The 19,644-nt window shown below is 35.7% G+C and carries 13 protein-coding genes and 1 riboswitch; all 13 genes read left to right on the top strand.

Annotation, left to right across the window (positions count from 1 at the left end; genetic code table 11):
* The first annotated feature begins 24 nt into the window (after positions 1-24).
* The 13 genes from BW936_RS14890 to BW936_RS14825 all read left to right on the top strand — a co-directional run bounded on the left by BW936_RS14890 (position 25) and on the right by BW936_RS14825 (position 19,513).
* A complete protein-coding gene (locus BW936_RS14890; protein ID WP_076549569.1) occupies positions 25-2,703 on the top strand; it encodes a TonB-dependent receptor in 2,679 nt (892 codons plus the stop codon).
* A gap of 257 nt (positions 2,704-2,960) precedes the next feature.
* Positions 2,961-4,217: a methionine adenosyltransferase gene (gene metK, locus BW936_RS14885; RefSeq protein ID WP_076549567.1), complete on the top strand. Its 1,257-nt coding sequence runs from the start codon at positions 2,961-2,963 to the stop codon at positions 4,215-4,217.
* Positions 4,218-4,754: 537 nt separating this feature from the next.
* Complete coding sequence (locus BW936_RS14880) at positions 4,755-4,952, top strand: hypothetical protein (protein ID WP_076549566.1); 198 nt, start codon at positions 4,755-4,757, stop codon at positions 4,950-4,952.
* Between the two features lie 340 nt (positions 4,953-5,292).
* Positions 5,293-7,236 (top strand): CocE/NonD family hydrolase, encoded by a 1,944-nt coding sequence (locus BW936_RS14875; protein ID WP_208611131.1) that lies wholly within the window; start codon positions 5,293-5,295, stop codon positions 7,234-7,236.
* A gap of 72 nt (positions 7,237-7,308) precedes the next feature.
* A complete protein-coding gene (locus BW936_RS14870) occupies positions 7,309-7,632 on the top strand; it encodes a DoxX-like family protein (RefSeq protein ID WP_262494004.1) in 324 nt (107 codons plus the stop codon).
* Positions 7,633-7,646: 14 nt separating this feature from the next.
* Positions 7,647-8,381, top strand: a complete 735-nt coding sequence (locus BW936_RS14865) for a DUF2071 domain-containing protein (protein ID WP_076549562.1) — start codon at positions 7,647-7,649, stop codon at positions 8,379-8,381.
* Positions 8,372-9,127, top strand: coding sequence for a methyltransferase domain-containing protein (locus BW936_RS14860; protein ID WP_076549561.1), 756 nt, complete (start codon positions 8,372-8,374; stop codon positions 9,125-9,127). Before BW936_RS14865 ends, BW936_RS14860 begins: the two co-directional genes overlap by 10 nt.
* A gap of 463 nt (positions 9,128-9,590) precedes the next feature.
* The gene (locus BW936_RS14850) at positions 9,591-11,213 is read left to right on the top strand and encodes a sulfatase family protein (protein WP_076549557.1); all 1,623 of its coding nucleotides are present in this window, start codon (positions 9,591-9,593) and stop codon (positions 11,211-11,213) included.
* Between the two features lie 479 nt (positions 11,214-11,692).
* Positions 11,693-11,796, top strand: a riboswitch (SAM riboswitch).
* A gap of 122 nt (positions 11,797-11,918) precedes the next feature.
* Positions 11,919-13,193, top strand: a complete 1,275-nt coding sequence (locus BW936_RS14845) for an O-acetylhomoserine aminocarboxypropyltransferase/cysteine synthase family protein (RefSeq protein ID WP_076549738.1) — start codon at positions 11,919-11,921, stop codon at positions 13,191-13,193.
* A 127-nt stretch (positions 13,194-13,320) separates the two neighbouring features.
* Positions 13,321-16,707: a bifunctional aspartate kinase/homoserine dehydrogenase I gene (gene thrA / locus BW936_RS14840; RefSeq protein ID WP_076549555.1), complete on the top strand. Its 3,387-nt coding sequence runs from the start codon at positions 13,321-13,323 to the stop codon at positions 16,705-16,707.
* 90 nt (positions 16,708-16,797) lie between these two features.
* Positions 16,798-17,109 (top strand): GIY-YIG nuclease family protein, encoded by a 312-nt coding sequence (locus BW936_RS14835; RefSeq protein ID WP_076549736.1) that lies wholly within the window; start codon positions 16,798-16,800, stop codon positions 17,107-17,109.
* Positions 17,110-17,273: 164 nt separating this feature from the next.
* On the top strand, positions 17,274-18,449 hold the full coding sequence (locus BW936_RS14830) for a trans-sulfuration enzyme family protein (RefSeq protein WP_076549553.1): 1,176 nt from the start codon (positions 17,274-17,276) through the stop codon (positions 18,447-18,449).
* A 653-nt stretch (positions 18,450-19,102) separates the two neighbouring features.
* Positions 19,103-19,513, top strand: a complete 411-nt coding sequence (locus BW936_RS14825) for an RrF2 family transcriptional regulator (RefSeq protein ID WP_076549551.1) — start codon at positions 19,103-19,105, stop codon at positions 19,511-19,513.
* The last annotated feature ends 131 nt before the right edge of the window (positions 19,514-19,644 follow it).

Here is a 19,644-nt window from a genome sequence, read left to right as displayed (position 1 = left end):
CCATTTTTTTTATATAGCCATCACATGAAAAATAAAGTGCTTTTTATCCTTATGCTATTGTTAGCTACCATTGGATCAGCTCAAGAAATGTCATTGTCAGGTACCGTTAAAGATAGCTTGGGCGTTGGTGTAGATATGGCAAATGTAATTGCTATAAATACTGCTACGCAAGGATTGGAATCTTACGGAATAACCAACCATGCCGGGCTCTTTAAATTGAAATTGAAAACAGGGGAACAGTATACGGTAAAAGTGAGTTACCTAGGTTTTAAACCAGAATCGTTCACATTTACTGCTGGTACGCAAGATGCCGTAAAAGATATTGTCATGCAAGAGCAGGCGGCACAATTAGATGAGGTAGACGTTACTTATGAAATGCCGGTTTCGGTAAAGGGAGATACTATAGTGTATGATACAGATGCCTTTGTATCCGGTACGGAAAAGAAGTTGAAAGATGTGTTGGAAAACCTTCCGGGAATTGAAATCAACGATGACGGTCAAATAGAGGTAGAAGGTAAAACTGTGAGCAAGGTGATGGTAGAGGGTAAAGATTTTTTTGATGGAGATACCAAATTGGCGGTAGAGAACATTCCTGCAAATGCCTTAAATAAAGTGGAGGTGTTGCGAAATTTCAATGAAGTTTCCCAAATGAAAGGGCTTACCAATGATGATGATAACGTTGCGTTGAATATAAAGCTTAAAGAAGGAAAAAAGAACTTTTGGTTTGGGGAATTAACGGCAGGTTATGGTCCTGATGACAGGTATTTGGCGCATCCAAAATTGTTTTATTACAGTCCTAAATACAGCATAAACATCATCACGGACTTAAATAATATTGGGGAGGTTCCTTTTGGAAGAAGCGATTATAGAAACTTTACGGGCGGTTTTAGAAATATAAATTCAAGAGGAGGCAGCTCCATTTCTACAGGGGCTGATGGTTTAGGGCTTTCTTCGGCACAGAATAATAGGGCAAACGAAATTGACACCAAATTTGCTGCGGCTAATTTTAGTTATGCACCAATAGAAGGGTTGGATCTAAGCGGGTTTGGAATATATTCCTACACCGGTACGCTTATGAAATCTGAGAGGACCACTTCATATATAATCAGTGATGAAGTAGAAAGCACCACCTCTAATACAGATCAGACCGTACATTTAGGTTTGGCGAAATTTAGTGTTAAATACAAACCTAATGAAGATTTTCAGCTAGATTATGATGCGCTTTTAAAACAGTCAGACGATAATGAGGAAATAGATGTACTTTCTATTTCGTCTATTACCGATCAGATTGTTGAAGAGAAAAAACAGAAGCCGCTATCTGTAAATCAGAATTTAAATATTTACTATACTTCAAATGAGAACAACATTTTTGCGGTAGAAGCACAGTACCTATATCAAGATGAAGATCCTTTTTATGAATCGATACGAAACGAGTTTGCTTTTTTAGATATTTTTCCGGTAGATGAGGATCAAGATGTATATAATTTCAATCAGGCAAAATCCGTAGTAACCAATAAGGTGGATGCCAAAGTAGATTATTATAGGGTGTTAGGTAGTAAAAGTAATATCAATCTAACTTTAGGTACTACGCAAAGCAATCAAAATTTTAATTCGAACATATTTCAGATTTTAGATAATGAAGATATTTTAAATATGGACGAAAATGAGTTCAATAATGAAGTTGCCTTTCATGTTTCTGATATCTACGCAGGCATACATTATAAGGTTATTTCTGGAATTTTCACTTTTAATCCCGGAGTAACTTTACATCAGTTCAATTTAAAAAATGAGCAGCTAGGTACTGTGGTAGAAGATAATTTAACGTCATTGCTTCCAGATGTTTATATTAATGCACAACTGAAAAAATCAGAAAATCTGCGTTTTAATTATCGGGTAACTAGATCGTTTACAGATGTCAGTAATTTTGCTCAAGGGTATGTACTTAATAACTATAACTCGCTCTACAGCGGTAATCGTGATTTAGAAAGTGCGCTGAACCATAATGTATCGCTTAATTTTTTCAGCTTTAATATGTTCAATTTTACCAATATTTTCGCAAATGTGGCATATACCAAGAGAATAGATGCTTTAAAAAGTGGAGTGAATATCAATGGTATTAATAGGGTAAGTAGTATAATCAATTCTAATTTTGATGATGAATCATTGTCGGCAAGTGGAAAATACGAACGTACCTTAGGGAAGATAAAAGCATCTGTACAAGGTAGTTTGGGGTGGTCTACAACCAATAATTTGGTAGACAATGCCCAACGAACTTCAAATTCATTAACGCAAAACTATAGAGGGGCGTTATCTACTAATTTTAAAAATGCCCCTAATTTAGAGCTGGGGTACAGGTATACGGTAAACAATTATGAAAATGGCAATTTAGAAACCACGTTTTATACCAGCAGGCCCTATGCCCGTTTTGATGCCAGTTTCTTAAAGAATTTCATTTTTACGGTAGACTATGATTATTATAATTATACAGATGATGCAGATACGATATCTAATACCTATAGTTTTTTGGAATCTTATTTAACGTATCAGAAAAAAGATAGTCATTGGGAATATGGAGTAAAAGGCACTAATTTATTGAATACGACTACATTAAATAGAGATAGTACCAATGAATTATATTTTAGCACGCAAGCTTATTTTGTACAACCTAGATACGTGTTATTGTCGGTGAAATATGATCTTTAATCTAGAAAATACATATGGCTAATTATAAAATCTTTTATTTGCGTTAATAAATAACCGGTATTAAGATATGGAACAGAACATTTTTCATATTTTTGTGGTTATATTAAATAAAGAGGAGGGATTTGACTGATTGCAACCTCTGTTTAAACTAAGAGTTGAAAACAAAAAAATGCTAAAGCAGTTGATGTTGGTATCCCATCGCATCATACTTCTTTTCGGCATTCGTTCAAATCCTTTTAAGAATAAAAAAGAGTGTTATGCCATATTTATTTACATCAGAATCTGTTAGTGAAGGACATCCGGATAAAGTTGCGGATCAGATAAGTGATGCGTTGTTAGATAATTTTCTTGCTTTTGATCAAGAGAGTAAGGTTGCTTGTGAAACTTTGGTAACTACCGGTCAAGTGGTATTAGCGGGAGAGGTAAAAAGCAATACTTATTTAGATGTACAGAACATTGCCCGTGAAGTCATTAATAAAATTGGATATACAAAAGGAGAATACCAATTTAGTGGAGATTCTTGTGGAGTTATATCATTGATACACGAGCAATCCCAAGACATTAGCCAAGGTGTGGACCGGGGTTCAAAAGAAGAGCAAGGAGCCGGTGATCAAGGTATGATGTTTGGTTACGCAACTAGTGAGACTGAAAATTATATGCCTTTAGCTTTAGATATCTCGCACAAAATTCTGCATACATTGGCAGGACTGCGCAGAGAGAATAAAGAGATTTCTTATTTAAGACCAGATGCTAAGGCACAGGTAACTATAGAATATTCAGATGCAAATGAACCAATACGTATAGATACTATTGTAATCTCTACACAGCACGATGCTTTTGATGCCGATGATGAAAAAATGCTGGAAAAAATTAAGTCGGACATTATTTCAATTTTAATTCCAAAAGTAAAGGCTCAATTACCTGTAGAAACTCAGAAGTTGTTTGACGATCAAATTAAGTATCATATTAACCCAACAGGTAAGTTTGTAATTGGTGGTCCCCATGGAGATACCGGTTTAACAGGACGTAAGATTATTGTTGATACGTATGGTGGCAAGGGTGCTCATGGTGGTGGTGCTTTTAGCGGTAAAGACCCCAGTAAGGTAGATCGTAGTGCGGCATATGCAGCGCGGCATGCAGCAAAGAATTTAGTGGCAGCAGGTGTAGCAGCTGAGATTTTAGTGCAAGTAAGTTATGCTATTGGTGTGGTAGAACCTACTTCTATTTTTGTGGATACTTATGGTACCTCTAAAGTAGGATTAAGTGATGGCGATATTGCAAAAAAAGTTGCTCAGTTGTTTGATATGAGACCTTTTGCAATTGAAGATAGATTAAAGTTAAGAAACCCAATTTATTTGGAAACTGCGGCATACGGCCACATGGGTAAACAACCAACTACAATTACCAAGGTTTTTGAATCGCCCTATAACGGTCGTATCGAAAAAGAAGTGGAATTGTTCACTTGGGAAAAGTTAGATAAAGTGGCAGAGATAAAAGCGGCGTTTAGCCTGTAACGTCATTATGGGCAAAACAAAGTAAACTGTACGTTAATAGCATAATTATGCCTTTATGGTAATAATATGAATGGGTCTTGTAGCGGCATAGTTTACTTATAAGAGTATCTCAATTAGAATTTAGAATTAAGTATAAAAATGCTCCGTGTTTTACGGAGCATTTTTTTTGTTTTGTATTTAGCGTCTTAGGAAATAAGGTTATTGTCAGTTAGCAATAAAGAAGCAACTTACCTCTCTTAAATACACCTAACAATATTCTTCATGAGCCAATTAACACCCCTTCACAACAAATTAGTGCGCGTTGACCACAAAAAATAAATTTGTAGGAAAAAGATTACATATATTTGAAGTGTAATAATTAGAGAATCCCAAATCTCGCCACCTACAAAAGATGAAATATATAGTACTAGTGCAAACGAAAAACGGACAGCGTTCAATGCAGGTTAAAGCCCCAAAAGTTAGCTTGTTTTTAATGCTGAATAAAGGTATCGCATCTTTTAAAAACCTATTTAAATAATAACTTAACCTACGTATGTCATGTCTATACCCCAAAGAATAATCTTAGCCATTTTGGCTTGTGTTGCAATGCAATCTTGTTCAAAAGATACAGATATAATTTCTGAATTTGTTGTTTTAGATGCAGCAAAAACCGAATATCGTTCTGTAAAAGTAAGTTCAGATTTTGAAATTGAAAAATCTGAAAAAACAGTTGCATTAATTCCATTTTCTGATTAATTTCCAACCCGTAAAACATTTATGTAATGAAAAATCAATTACACCAAGAGCCTACTGTTCAAGAATACAAAAGCGATTTTTTCTCTGGCATACTTATGCTAATGAGAAAGTTGTTCATGATATAATTTTTTATAGAATAGCAATTCCTATAACCATTGGGAGTAGTAGTTTTCTATTTTAGTTTTAAAATCAACAGGTTACTTCCCCCCATTAGTTATCGGTAGAAGCTATCTATGTACCGGCATACTGAAAAGTTTAAATTTTTCGGTCATCTCATCAGTATTACTTTGGCAATAATCGGCTAAACTTTCTTAGCTTTAAGAATTTAAATTCTTAAGACATGCCAAAGAGTACCATCAAACACCTTTTTACCCTTATTTTATTAACTACAGTGTTTATTTCCTGTAGAAAAACAGCCCCTAAAGTAGCTAATGCTGAGGTGTCTGAAACCTATGTAGAAGATAACTACACCAAAAAAGAAGTAGATATTACCATGCGAGATGGTATTAAACTTCACACTACCATTTATTCGCCTAAGGATAATTCAAAAAAATATCCTATTATCATGCAACGAACGCCGTATAGTTCGCAACCCTACGGAGAAGGTAATTTTAAAACGAAGATCGCCCCTAATATTCACATGATGCAAGATGGCTATATAGTCGTATATCAAGATGTTCGTGGCCGTTGGTTAAGCGAAGGTCATTTTGAGAACATGCGTGCTTTTAATCCAAATAAAAAAACGGAGAAAGATATCGATGAAAGTTCAGATACCTATGACACTATAGATTGGCTGGTTAACAATGTAGAAAACAATAATGGTAATGTGGGTATATGGGGTATTTCATACCCTGGTTATTACTCTACCTATGCGGTTGTAGATGCACACCCTGCGTTAAAGGCAGCATCGCCGCAGGCAAGTATTGCCGATTTCTTTTTTGATGATTTTCACCATAACGGAGCGTATTTACTGAGTTATTTTAGAGCAACTTCTTTATTTGGTACGCCAAGACCAGATGGTGATAAGCCTATAGACACGGCATGGTATACGCTGCCAGAATTACCGACAGAAGATCAGTACCAGTTCTTTTTAGATGAAGGTCCCCTAAAGAACTTAGATCGCTTCTTTGAGTATGAAACTACAGATACACCACGCATGGCAAAAGAAGGGGTTACCGATGATTATTTCTGGAACGAATTAAAAGAGCACCCAAATTATGATGAAATGTGGCAGAGTAAGGGCCTGATTCAGCATTTGAAAAATGTAAAACCAACCGTGGCAACCATGGTAGTGGCAGGCGAGTTTGATGCCGAAGATTTATACGGACCGTTAGAAACCTACAAGAATATAGAAAAGTACAATGCCGATAATTACAACACCTTGGTTTTTGGACCATGGGATCATGGCGGATGGGCACGAAGAAAAGGTCAAAATACGGTAGGTAACTACTATTTTGGTGACGGAATTTCAGAATTTTATCAGGAAAATATTGAAACTAAATTCTTCGACCATTTCTTAAAAGGAAACGGAGATAAAAATAGTGGACTGCCGGAAGCCTATGTTTTTGATACCGGACGTAAAGAATGGAAAACCTATGATACTTGGCCACCAGCAGGAGTAGTGAAAAAAGACATGTACTTATCTTCAGACCAAGAATTAACTGTTGACCCAAAAGAAGTAGAAGAGGTAAAGTTTATCAGCGATATTAAAAAACCGGTGCCTTATTCAGAAGATATTAAAACGGTGTTTACACCAAGGAAATACATGACAGACGATCAGCGTTTTGCAGCACGTCGTGGTGATGTGTTGGTATTTGAAACTGAAGTGATGGAAAATGATATGACCTTGGCAGGCGATATTCTAGCAAAACTAAAAGTAGCCACTACCGGAACTGCGGCAGATTGGATCGTTAAAATCATTGACGTACACCCAGCGGATGAACCGGCATATGAAGGCATGCAAGACCATTTGAAAATGAGCAATTATCATTTAATGGTACGTAGTGAGGTGTTGAGGGGTCGATTTAGAAATAGCTTTGCCAACCCAGAGCCATTTGTAGCGAACCAAAAGACTAACGTTACAATTAAGTTGCAAGATGTGTTCCATACCATTAAAAAAGGGCATAAGCTGCAAGTGCAAGTACAAAGTACCTGGTTCCCGCTAATAGATTTAAATCCGCAGACCTATGTAGATAACATCTTTAAGGCAGATGAGTCCGATTTTAAAACCCAAACACATACGGTATTTACAGATTCTAGTATTGAATTTTCTTTGTTGGAGTAAAACGCGCTAAAAAAAAATACCATTAAAAAAAGATTACACTTAGTTTTAAGTTTTTTATTAGCATTAGTTTGGTTGTTAAATGGATTAGTTTGTAAAGTGCTTAATTTGGTTCCGAGGCATCAAGAAATCGTAGGCAGTATTTTAGGTGAAAATTATGCTAGACCAATTACAGTTTTAATAGGGGGCTCAGAAATTATAATGGCCGTTTGGGTTGTATCCAAATCTAATTCTAGAATTAATGCTTTGCTGCAAATTAGTGTTGTGTCGGTCATGAATATGCTAGAGTATTTTTTAGTTCCAGACCTATTGTTATGGGGTAAAATGAATAGTGTTTTTGCTTTGTTGTTTGTTGGTGTAGTTTATTACAATGAATTTATCTTGAAGCAACAATTGTAATTTGAAATTTTGATATGAGCTTTTTAAAAAATCACCCTTTTGCCGTAGAGGCATTTTTTGACAGCTCAATTGTATTGACATTTGCAGTGCCAAAGGAAGAATTAAAATCAATTATTCCAGACAAATTAGAATTAGATACCTTTGAAGATAAATGGGCATTTATAGCTGTTGCAATGGTACAAACATCAGCACTTCGTCCAAAAGGTTTTCCTAAATTTATGGGGAATAATTTCTTCTTAACCGGTTATCGAATTTTTGTTCGCTACAGAAATAAGGCAGGAAAAACTCTGCGCGGACTTTATATTATTAAGTCGGAGACTGATAAGGTAAAAATGGAACTGCTAGGTAATATCTTCACACATTATAAGTACACAACCACAGATATTAAAAATGACCTAAAAGACGATGTTAGAACTATATATTCTAAAAAATCTGAATTTAAGGTCGTCATTAAAAATACTAAAGATGAAGTTTTAATTCCAATGAATTCATCTTTTAAAAATTGGGAAGATGCTCGAAAATTTGCTGGACCCTTACCGCATACTTTTGTGTATGATAAGAGAAAAAAATCCATGTTAATTATTCAAGGTGTTCGTCAGAACTGGAAGCCAAAGCCAATTATAATAGCCGATTATAATTTTGAGTTTTTGAGAAAATTTCAGTTTTCAAAAGTGGTTTTGGCCAGTGCTTTTGAAATTACTAATATTCCATATTATTGGAAAAAAGGCAAGGTTGAAGCATGGAACTAAAAAGAGCACCCTTTCAAGGGGTGATAAATATTATTCGCTTCAATTGGCATTTTTATGTCATAGCTGTACTGCTTTTGCTTTTTGCACTTGGTTTGCAAATTATAGCCCCTTTTTATCTGCAGAGAATTTTGTTTTGGTCAACTTTATTAGGAACTATAACTATAATAATTTCATTATTGGTTTCTTATTATATCTATGATTATTCTTCATTATATCAATTAAGTTGGTTGCCTAATTTAAATGACAAAAAAGTATTAAATATAAATGCAGGTTTTGATGAAACAAGTGAAATTATTAGAGGTGACTTTACAAATATTGAATTAACAAAATGTGATTTTTATGATAGTAAAAAGCATACAGAAGTATCTATTGAAAGAGCTAGATTACTATATCCGCCAAGTAGGGATACGATAAAGGTTAATACACACAAATTACCATTTAAGGATAATACTTTTTCGGTAGTGATAGTAATGTTTTCTGCTCACGAAATAAGAAATACAGAGGAAAGAGAACTTTTTTTTAAAGAGCTTGTAAGGGTTATGAAAGAAGATGGTCAAATTTTTGTTACGGAGCATCTTAGAGATTCATTTAACTTTATGGCATATACCATTGGTTTTTTTCATTTTTATTCTAAATCTAGTTGGTTGCAAACCTTTAAAAATGCTGGTTTAAGCCTTATAAAGGAGAAGAAAAATACGCCTTTTGTTTCAACTTTTATATTGCAAGAAAATGGAGATACAAATTAAGATAATAGGAGGAGTATTAATTCTCTTAGCATTATTTCATATAATATTTCCCAAATACTTTAATTGGAAAGAAGAGTTAAATAAATTAAGTCTTATTAATAAACAAATAATGTCGGTTCATACCATTTTCATAGCATTGACAGTGTTATTGATGGGTTTATTATGCGTTACTTCTTCCAGAGAATTAATAGAAACTAATTTGGGTAGTACCATTTCATTCGGGTTTGCAATTTTTTGGACGATACGCTTATTTATTCAATTTTTTGGGTATTCTACTTCCTTGTGGAAAGGGAAAACCTTTGAAACAATTATACATGTTATATTTTCTATTCTGTGGTTGTATTTGAGTACTGTTTTTTGGTTGATTTATTTTAATTGAATTCATTCGCTTTTAATTTGATGTCCTTCTATAGTCTATCGTTAAATTTTACCTATTTTTAATAACTATCAAACAACAACCAAAATGAAAAATTTAATCCTAGTCGTAGCAGGTATACTCTTCCTAGTACCTACTAACTCCGAAGCACAAAAAAACAAAAAGAAAAAGCCCAATATCATTTTCATCATGTCAGATGATCATGCCTACCAAGCCATTAGTGCGTATGATGATAAATTGCTGAATACGCCCAATATTGATCGTTTGGCAAAAGAAGGCATGTTGTTTACAAATGCAAGTGTTACCAACTCTATCTGTGCACCATCAAGGGCAACCATATTGACGGGTAAGCATACACATATTAATGGAAAAGTAGATAATTACTTTCCGTTCGATACTACGCAAGTCACCTTTCCGCAGATATTTAAAGAGAACGGCTATAAGACCGCCATGTTCGGAAAACTCCACTTTGGTAATAACCCTAAGGGGGTAGATGAGTTTATGATCCTTCCAGGTCAGGGGCATTATATTAATCCCGATTTTATCGTAACCAATGGCGATACCATTAATAAACAAGGGTATGTAACCGATATTATTACAGAAGTGTCTTTAGATTGGTTAAAAGAAGAAGCGGCAGATGACGAGCCTTTTATGATGATGTATTTGCATAAAGCACCGCATAGACCATGGTGGCCAAGACCGGACAAATTCAAGGAATTTACAAAGAAAACATTCCCAGAGCCAGAAACTCTTTTTGATGATTATAAGAATAGAGGCTCTGCTGCTAAAACGGCAGAAATGAATTTGCTAACGCACTTGATGTATAGTCATGATAGTAAAATACGCCCAGAAACCATGGTAAAAATGAAGGGTAAAGTTTTTCCTGTAGTAAAAGAATTTCCAAATAGTTTCTATGCTTCATATAACCGTGCTACGGCAGCGCAAAAAGCATTGTATGATCCTGTGTTAGATTCCATCAATGACTTCTTCTATAATAACTGGCCAAAGATGAACGATACCGAAAAAATGAAATGGAAATACCAAAGATATATGCAGGACTATTTGGGTAGTATTTCTTCGGTTGATGATAATGTAGGTAGATTATTGGACTACTTGGACGAAAGCGGATTGGCAGAAAATACCATCGTAATTTATACCTCTGATCAAGGGTTTTATTTAGGAGAACACGGTTGGTTCGATAAGCGATTTATTTATGATGAGTCGTTCAAAACTCCGTTATTGGTACGTTGGCCAAATGTGGTAAAGCCGGGTTCTGTAGAGAATGAAATGGTTCAAAATTTAGATTTTGCACAGACCATGTTAGAAGCGGTAGGCATTACTCCGCCAAGTGATATGCAAGGGGAGAGTTTGATCCCGTTATTAAAAGGCGAAAAAGATAAATGGACACGCGATGCCGTGTATTATCAGTATTATGAATATCCATCGGTACATATGGTAAAACGCCATTACGGAATTGTAAACAAAGAATTTAAATTAGTGCACTTCTATTATGACGTAGACGAATGGGAGTTGTATGATAGGTTGAATGACCCAAACGAAATGAACAATGTGTATAATGATCCAGCATACGCAGCTACCGTAAAAAAACTGAAGAAAGATTTAGTGGAGATGAGAAAGTACTATAAAGACTCCCCAGAGCAAGATCAGAAGTACATTGATAAATATAAGAGTGCTGGGATGATTAAGTAGATTCGCTAATCGTTGACGGTTGTCGGTTGTTGGAAAAAATGAAAGTTCATGTGCTTTTGATCTAATTTTTAATTAGGACAAAAATGTATCGAGAACCTTTAAGGTAAGCATGATTATGAATTTTCTTTGTTCAAAAAATAACCTATAGCAACCAAGTTCCTAAATACTTGTCCGGCCTGAAGGCGGGCAATTTTTCCTCCTAAAAAGGTCGTAAAAATCACTAGAAGCTACATTCTTAGTTGGTTCAACAAAGGTTTAAAATTCAAAAAAACCGTATGGTCAGTTCTAGTATTTTAGAGTGTAGTGCAACGGAGACTCAAAAATGTATTGGAAACCTTGTGGTTGATGAGGTTTCCAGTTGTTTTGAAGCCCATAGAAAAATAACAACAAGCACTTGAATTATATTTTTTTCGTAAAATACTAGGTTATTCAAAACTTCTGTCCAATATTTGTAACTCAAAGTTCAAACACTTATTGAATAGTTATCAAGAAAGGTGGAGGGATTAGACCCTTTGAAACCTTAGCAACCCTTTGTTCCATACAAAGAAGGTGCTACATTCTACCCTTAGGGGATGGATAACAGTAATCGAATTTTTTTCGATATTACTTTCTTATAACTTTTTAATTTTTCCCTACCCTACGTTATGTGTAGGTCAAAGGATGGGCTTTTTAATTTATCAAATAAAAATTAAAAACAACAAAATCATGAGTAATCACAAATTAGCAACAAACGCATTACACGCAGGTCACGACACAACTACAAACGGGGGAACACGTGCAGTACCCATTTATCAAACATCCTCGTATGTTTTTAATGATACGGACCATGCGGCAAACTTATTTTCACTTGGTGAATTAGGTTTTATATATACAAGATTGAACAACCCTACCAATCAAATTCTACAGGACAGATTAGCTGCGGTAGAAGGTGGTATAGGAGCAGTAGTTTTTGCATCTGGTACAGCAGCGATCTCTACTGGCTTATTAACACTATTGAAAGCAGGCGATCATATTGTAGCATCTAGTAGTTTATATGGTGGTACGTTTAATTTGTTGAATGTTACTCTACCAAGATTAGGTATAACAACAACATTCGTTGATGCCTCTGATCCAGAGAATTTTGGCAAAGCGGTACAAGATAATACAAGGGCATTTTTTGTAGAATCTTTAGGGAATCCAAAGTTAGATGTGTTGGACTTGAAAGGAATTTCAAAAGAATCTAAAGCAGCGGGTGTTCCGTTTATAGTAGATAACACCGTGGCTACGCCATCATTGCTAAACCCAATTGAGCACGGAGCAAATTTGGTAATTCATTCATTGACAAAATATATTGGCGGACAAGGAACGTCATTAGGTGGAGCAATCATTGATGCCGGTACATTTGATTGGACCAACGGAAAATTCCCTGAATTCACGGAGCCATCTGCCGGATACCATGGTTTGGTGTATAGTGAAGCATTAGGTGCTGCTGCTTTTACCTTTAAATTAATATTGGAAGGCTTACGTGATTTTGGTGGAGCATTGAGCCCGTTCAACGCCTTCCAAATCATTCAAGGTTTAGAAACATTACCGGTACGTATTAAACAGCATAGTGCAAATGCATTAGAATTAGCAACTTGGTTAGAAGGTAGAGCAGAAGTGGAATGGGTAAACTATCCAGGACTTAAAAGTAATAAGTACAATGAATTAGCAAAAGAATACTTGCCAAAAGGACAAAGTGGTTTAGTTACCTTTGGAGTTAAAGGTGGATTTGAAGCTGCTAAAAAAGTTACAGATGCTACCAAATTATTCTCGTTGTTGGCGAATATTGGAGATACAAAATCATTGATCATTCACCCGGCAAGTACAACGCACCAACAATTAACTGCAGAACAACAAGATAGCGCAGGTGTAGGTCAGGATTTAATTCGTTTGTCCGTTGGTCTAGAAGATATTGAAGATTTAAAAGCAGATTTAGAGCAGGCATTTGCAAGTCTTTAGAAAGATAGCAGAGCAAAGTTGAAACAATTGGGAACTGGGCATAGTCAAAGTCGCCTATTGTTCAAAAACATAATAGTTACATGTGGTGGCTGAGCCTAGCCGAAACCATAAATTGATTTTGAAATAGATGTTACATCAATTACAGATTAAAAAATACAAAACCCTAAGCGGAACCGAACAGGACATTCAATTGTCATATCAGGTATTTGGGAAAGAATTGCATACAGCACCCATAATTTTAGTAAACCATGCCCTAACCGGAAACTCTAATGTTACCGGTGAAGACGGTTGGTGGTCTGCACTTATAGGTGATGAGAAATGTATAGATACCCAGAAGTATACCATTTTGGCATTCAATATTCCGGGGAACGGTCATGATAAATTCGTGATTGAAAACTATAAAGATTTTGTAGCCGGAGATGTAGCTAGAATGTTCTTGTTAGGATTGCAGCAATTGAAAGTAGACCGTTTGTTTGCTCTGATCGGTGGATCCTTAGGTGGTGGTATTGCTTGGGAAATGGCAGCATTGCAACCAGAATTGACAGAACATTTAATACCGGTGGCATCTGATTGGAAATCTACCGATTGGTTAATTGCCAATTGCCAGATTCAAGAACAATTTTTGGTGAATTCAAAACAGCCAGTACATGATGCGCGTATGCATGCCATGCTATGTTATAGAACTCCCGCTTCCTTTAAAGAACGTTTTAAAAGAAGTACTAATGAAGAGCTAAAGGTTTTTAATGTAGAAAGCTGGTTAATGCATCATGGCGATAAGCTACAAGAGCGTTTTCAATTATCGGCTTACAAGCTCATGAACCAGTTATTGAAGACCATTGATGTTACTAGAGGTGGAGATGAAAATTTCATCAAACTACAAAATAGTGATACCAACATACATATTATAGGGGTAGATTCTGATATGTTCTTTACCGCACAGGAAAACAAGGATACGTTTAAGCAATTGGCACAGGCTAAAAGCAACGTAACCTATGGTGAGGTGCAATCATTACACGGACATGATGCCTTTTTGATAGAGTTTGATCAAATGGAGAAATTGCTAACGGGCATTTTTAATACCAATGGCAATATCAAGAAAATTAAAATCTTGAAGTTTGGTGGTAAGTCGCTAAGTAATGGCGAAGGGCTGGAGCGCGTATTGGATATTGTTGCCAATAGGGTGAAGCATGATGAGAACATTGCCATTGTTTTATCCGCTAGGGAAAAGGCTACAGATCAGTTAGAGGAAATGTTGGAGAAAGCAGCAAAGGGAAAAGACTATAAGTCGGACTTTGAGGCTCTAGAGAAATATCAGAGGCATACGTATAAAAATATCAGCTTGTCCGCAGAATTTAAAGGCTTGGCAAAGTTGTATGAAGGTGTTTCTTTATTGGGAGATTACAGTGCAAAAATTAAAGATGAGGTACTTGCGTATGGCGAGTTGATTTCTGCGAAATTGGTCACTAAATTATTGATAGGTAAAGGTATTAAAGCAAAATTGGTAGACACCCGCGATGTAATTAGAACCGATAATTCCTTTGGTGATGCCAAGGTGTTAGAGGCGGAATCCAAAGAGCAGGTGCTATTGAAGTTTGCTGAAATCCCTAAAGATACCGTAGCGGTAGTAACCGGTTTTATTTCATCTACCTTAGATGGAGAAACCACTACTTTGGGTAGAAACGGCAGTAATTATTCCGCAGCATTATTAGCCAATTTTTTAGATGCTGAAGAATTACAGAATTATACCCATGTTGATGGAATATATACCGCAAATCCTGACTATGTGCCCGAGGCTAAAAAGCTGGAAAATCTGTCTTATGAAGAGGCAAACGAGTTGGCAAATTTTGGGGCAACCATATTACATGCAAAAACGATAATTCCGCTAATTGAAAAGAACATTCCGCTGCGTATTTTAAATACGTACAATGATGATAATGAAGGAACGTTGATCAGTGCAAAATCTAGTAAAGAAGGTATTAAATCGCTTTCTGTGATAGAAGATGTTGCCATGATCAATATTGAAGGTCGCGGATTATTGGGTAAAGTAGGTGTAGATGCAAGAATATTTAAGGCCTTACAGTCAAGTAATATTAGTGTAAGTATTATATCTCAAGGTTCATCGGAAAGAGGTATCGGGTTGGTAGTGAAGAAAGACAAGGCTAAAAGAGCAAAATTGGCTTTGGAGAATGAATTCAGTAATGATTTTGAATCTAAAGATGTAAATATGATTACGGTGATAGATGATGTATCTATCATCTCTATTGTAGGTCAAGATTTAAGTACGTTCCACAATCCTTTTAATGCGTTGATCAAGAACCAGATTGTGCCTTTGCTGTTCAATAACACGGTATCTGGTAAGAACGTGAGTTTGGTGGTTAAGAAAGCAGATTTGCATAAGGCGGTAAACGTCATGCACGGACAAGTATTCGGTATTAGCAAAAAGATAAATATTCTTGTTTTTGGGCATGGAAATGTTGGTGGAACGTTGATCGATCAAATTCTTAAATCAGCAAAAACAATTAAGGATCGTAAAAAATTAGATTTGCGCGTATTTGGTATCGCCAATTCTAAAAAGATTTTGTTGAATGAGAAGGGAATTACCCAGACTTGGAAAACGAATCTAAAGCAAAAAGGAAAGCCTTATAAGATTGAAGATGTTTTTGACTTTGCCAAACGTCATCATTTAGAAAACCTGATTGTAATTGATAATACGGCAAGTAAAGATTTTGTAGCGAATTATTTTGAATTTGTAGAACGCGGGTTTGATATTGTTTCATCGAACAAAATTGCCAATACCTTACGATACGATTTTTATCAACTGCTACGCGAAGAGCTGCAGAAAAACCAAAAGCAGTATTTGTACGAAACCAATGTGGGAGCAGGTTTACCGTTGATAGATACCATTAAGTTATTGCATTTATCCGGAGAAAATATTACCAGAATAAAAGGAGTATTCTCAGGATCATTAAGTTATATATTCAATACCTTCTCTGAGGCAGATGTGCCGTTTTCGTCCATTTTAAAAGATGCAATGCAGCAAGGATTTACAGAGCCAGATCCTCGTGAAGATTTATCAGGAAATGATGTAGGGCGTAAGTTGTTGATTTTAGCAAGAGAATTAGATCTGCATAATGAGTTTACGGATATCAATATAGATAACCTTATACCAGAGCAATTACAAGATGGAGAGGTAGCTTACTTTTTAGAGCATTTAGATGTATTGGATGCCAAGTTTGATGAAATAAAAAAGAATCAAAAGCCAAACCACGTATTGCGTTATGTGGGCGATTTACATGGAAATCTTCAAAGAGAAAAAGGAATATTAGATGTAAAATTAATTTCCGTACCAAAAGAAAGTGCATTGGGTCAGGTAAAAGGTTCGGATTCTATCATAGAAATATATACGGAGTCTTACGGAGAAAATCCGCTAGTAATACAAGGCGCAGGAGCAGGAGCAGCAGTTACGGCAAGAGGTGTGTTTGGAGATATATTAAGGATTGCGGAGAAAGGATGACTTTGGCTCCGCTCAGTCACCGCGTTCAAATGATTTGTTAGTTAAAAGGCTGGTGGCGGAGCGTAGCCGATGCCGATAAATGATGATTGTATGTCAGAATTCATGTATATTTTGGAATGTTCAGACGGAAGTTATTATACGGGTAGTACAAAATACCTAGATAAAAGAATAGTAGAACACCAAGAATGTAAAGTAGCTAATCATACAAGAAAAAGATTACCTGTGAAGTTGGTTTATGTAGAAGAGTATTTAAGAATTAATTCTGCATTTTACAGAGAGAAGCAAATAAAAGGTAGGAGAAGAGAAAAGAAAGAAGCCTTAATAAATAGCAAATTAGAGAAGTTACCTAGTTTAGGAGAATGTTTAAACGAAACACATTATAGCTATTTTAAAGAAAAGTAAGATGTCAATTCGACTAAATTTATCTATCTCCATGAAAAATGTAGTAAGTTTAAAATAGATGGTAGTGCGTAGCCGAAATAAGGTATTTGAGCGTAGCCGAAGCCAAAAGGTTAAATAAATTGAAATTAGGTGGCTGAGCATATCCGAAGTCAAAAAGTAAAGAAATGAAAAAGCACAACAATAAATTTGAAACGAACGCTATACGCACACAACTGAAGCGAAGTGAGAACTTGGAGCATTCTGTTCCCTTGTATTTGACTTCTAGTTTTGTATTTGAAGATGCGGAAGATATGCGTGCGTCCTTTGCAGAGGAGAAAGAACGTAATATCTATTCTAGATATTCTAATCCTAATTCTTCTGAGTTTATAGAGAAAGTTTGTCAAATGGAAGGTGCGGAAAGCGGTTTTGCATTTGCATCGGGTATGGCGGCAGTTTTTTCTACATTGGCGGCATTATTGGATAGTGGTGATCATGTATTATCGGCAAGAAGCATTTTTGGATCTACGCATTCATTGTTCACGAACTTCTTTCCTAAGTGGAATATTGATCACACGTATTTTAAGATAGATGAATTAGAGGAAATAGAGCAATTAATTACTCCGAAAACAAAGATTTTATATGCAGAAACTCCCACGAATCCTGGTGTAGATGTCCTGGATTTAGAAGAGTTGGGTAAGATTGCGAAAAAGAATAATTTGATTTTGGTCATTGATAACTGCTTTGCATCACCCTATTTACAACAGCCTATTAAGTTTGGTGCAGATTTAGTGATTCATTCCGGTACAAAATTGATGGATGGTCAGGGAAGGGTATTGGCAGGTATTACCGTGGGTAGCGCAGCACTAATGGATAAGGTATATCGGTTTTCACGCATTACGGGACCGGCTTTATCACCATTTAATGCATGGGTGCTTTCTAAGAGTTTGGAGACATTGGCAATACGCGTAGATAGGCATTGTGAAAATGCTCTGAAACTGGCGGAGTATTTAGAAGCTCATGACAATATAAATTGGGTGAAATACCCGTTCTTAAAATCGCACCCAAAGTATGAGATTGCCAAAAAACAAATGAAAGCAGGGGGTTGTGTGGTAGCCTTTGAAGTAAAAGGTGGTCTTAATGCTGGAAGAGCGTTTTTTGACGCTATCAAGTTGTTGTCACTTTCAGCCAATTTGGGAGATTCAAGAACCATAGTAACGCACCCGGCATCTACAACGCATAGTAAGTTAAGTGTTGAAGAGCGTGCTGATGTTGGTATATCTGATGGTACGGTCCGCATTTCAGTAGGTCTAGAACATATAGATGATATTGTAGCGGATATTGCTCAGGCTTTGGGTAATTAAAATAATAAATATAAAAATACCTAGTGTGCTTTTGTATTTAAAGTAATGTAAGTTGTAGTTACCTACCTAAGGGAGGTTATAAGTGACGCGAGTGCTTGTAGTTGTACAAAATAAATCGGCTTTTTCCTTAGCACAATATCAATACCACATTTTTGAATCTATAATTCGATTATAGTGAAGCTGTCTTCGTTTGTAATCCATATAAATGATAGGTTTCTAATCCTTAAACATCATTTTCTATAAATTCCGCAGCAGCTTCTTCTGTCCTAACTATTTTTTCTTTTAAGGATTGTGGTTCAACCATGGTATAAGAATCTTGGTAGGTAAGTATATAAACCCTTGGAGAAAGCTAATAATAACGAATTTTTTTTCCACTGCTTTCAAGCTCGTAACAATCAGGTTTTGGGCAACAGTAGTTTTTGGTTCACCATTGTAAGTGTTTAGCGATAGAATTTCATAAACCGATAATTTCTAAAACACTAGCTTTAGTTAGGGTATATTGTTCAATGGAGTTTGGGACAATAAAAAGCTGTTGAAAAAATAACGCTTAAAGAAGATTTAGTGTGGTGAACTTCATAGCTAGAGAAGACTAACCTTTAAATTGTTTGATCAAGTATTTAATTCATATTTTAATATTTGGCTATCTTAGCATCATGCTCTCGAAAAAGACAAAATACGGTTTAAAAGCACTTGCCTATTTGGCAGGACAACCAGATAAGCAACCTGTTCAAATTTCAGAAATAGCCGAGAAGGAAAACATCTCTCAGAAATTTTTAGAAAGTATACTCCTAAGTTTAAGAAAAACAGGTTTTTTGGGTTCTAAAAAAGGTAAGGGTGGTGGATATTATTTAATAAAGTCACCAGAAGATATTTCAATGACCGATGTCATGCGGGTGCTAGAAGGACCAATAGCCATGGTGCCTTGTGTGAGTTTAAATTTTTATGAAACCTGTAATGATTGTCCGGATGAAAATACCTGTTCCGTTCATAAATTGATGCTTCAAGTTCGTGATAGCGCTTTAGATGTATATCGAAACAATACACTAAAGGATATCATCTCATAAATTCCATCATTTCATTTATTTTATAATTTGCGGTATATCAATACATTGCGAATTATTAATTTTTAACACCTATTTGCTGATAATCTACTAAATCTATAGGGTAAAAGAAATTTATTTAAAATAAGGGCGAC

Origin of the sequence: Maribacter ulvicola (assembly GCF_900155985.1) — a bacterium.
Lineage (GTDB): Bacteria > Bacteroidota > Bacteroidia > Flavobacteriales > Flavobacteriaceae > Maribacter > Maribacter ulvicola.
This window is presented reverse-complemented; position numbering and strand designations above follow the sequence as displayed.

Excerpts from the sequence above, each read along its gene's own strand:
- BW936_RS14865 (WP_076549562.1), top strand. The coding sequence starts at position 7,647 with ATGAGCTTTTTAAAAAATCACCCTTTTGCCGTAGAGGCATTTTTTGAC.
- BW936_RS14860 (WP_076549561.1), top strand. The coding sequence starts at position 8,372 with ATGGAACTAAAAAGAGCACCCTTTCAAGGGGTGATAAATATTATTCGC.
- BW936_RS14850 (WP_076549557.1), top strand. The coding sequence starts at position 9,591 with ATGAAAAATTTAATCCTAGTCGTAGCAGGTATACTCTTCCTAGTACCT.
- BW936_RS14890 (WP_076549569.1), top strand. The coding sequence starts at position 25 with ATGAAAAATAAAGTGCTTTTTATCCTTATGCTATTGTTAGCTACCATT.
- BW936_RS14880 (WP_076549566.1), top strand. The coding sequence starts at position 4,755 with ATGTCTATACCCCAAAGAATAATCTTAGCCATTTTGGCTTGTGTTGCA.
- BW936_RS14845 (WP_076549738.1), top strand. The coding sequence starts at position 11,919 with ATGAGTAATCACAAATTAGCAACAAACGCATTACACGCAGGTCACGAC.
- metK (WP_076549567.1), top strand. The coding sequence starts at position 2,961 with ATGCCATATTTATTTACATCAGAATCTGTTAGTGAAGGACATCCGGAT.
- thrA (WP_076549555.1), top strand. The coding sequence starts at position 13,321 with ATGTTACATCAATTACAGATTAAAAAATACAAAACCCTAAGCGGAACC.
- BW936_RS14825 (WP_076549551.1), top strand. The coding sequence starts at position 19,103 with ATGCTCTCGAAAAAGACAAAATACGGTTTAAAAGCACTTGCCTATTTG.
- BW936_RS14835 (WP_076549736.1), top strand. The coding sequence starts at position 16,798 with ATGTCAGAATTCATGTATATTTTGGAATGTTCAGACGGAAGTTATTAT.
- BW936_RS14830 (WP_076549553.1), top strand. The coding sequence starts at position 17,274 with ATGAAAAAGCACAACAATAAATTTGAAACGAACGCTATACGCACACAA.
- BW936_RS14875 (WP_208611131.1), top strand. The coding sequence starts at position 5,293 with ATGCCAAAGAGTACCATCAAACACCTTTTTACCCTTATTTTATTAACT.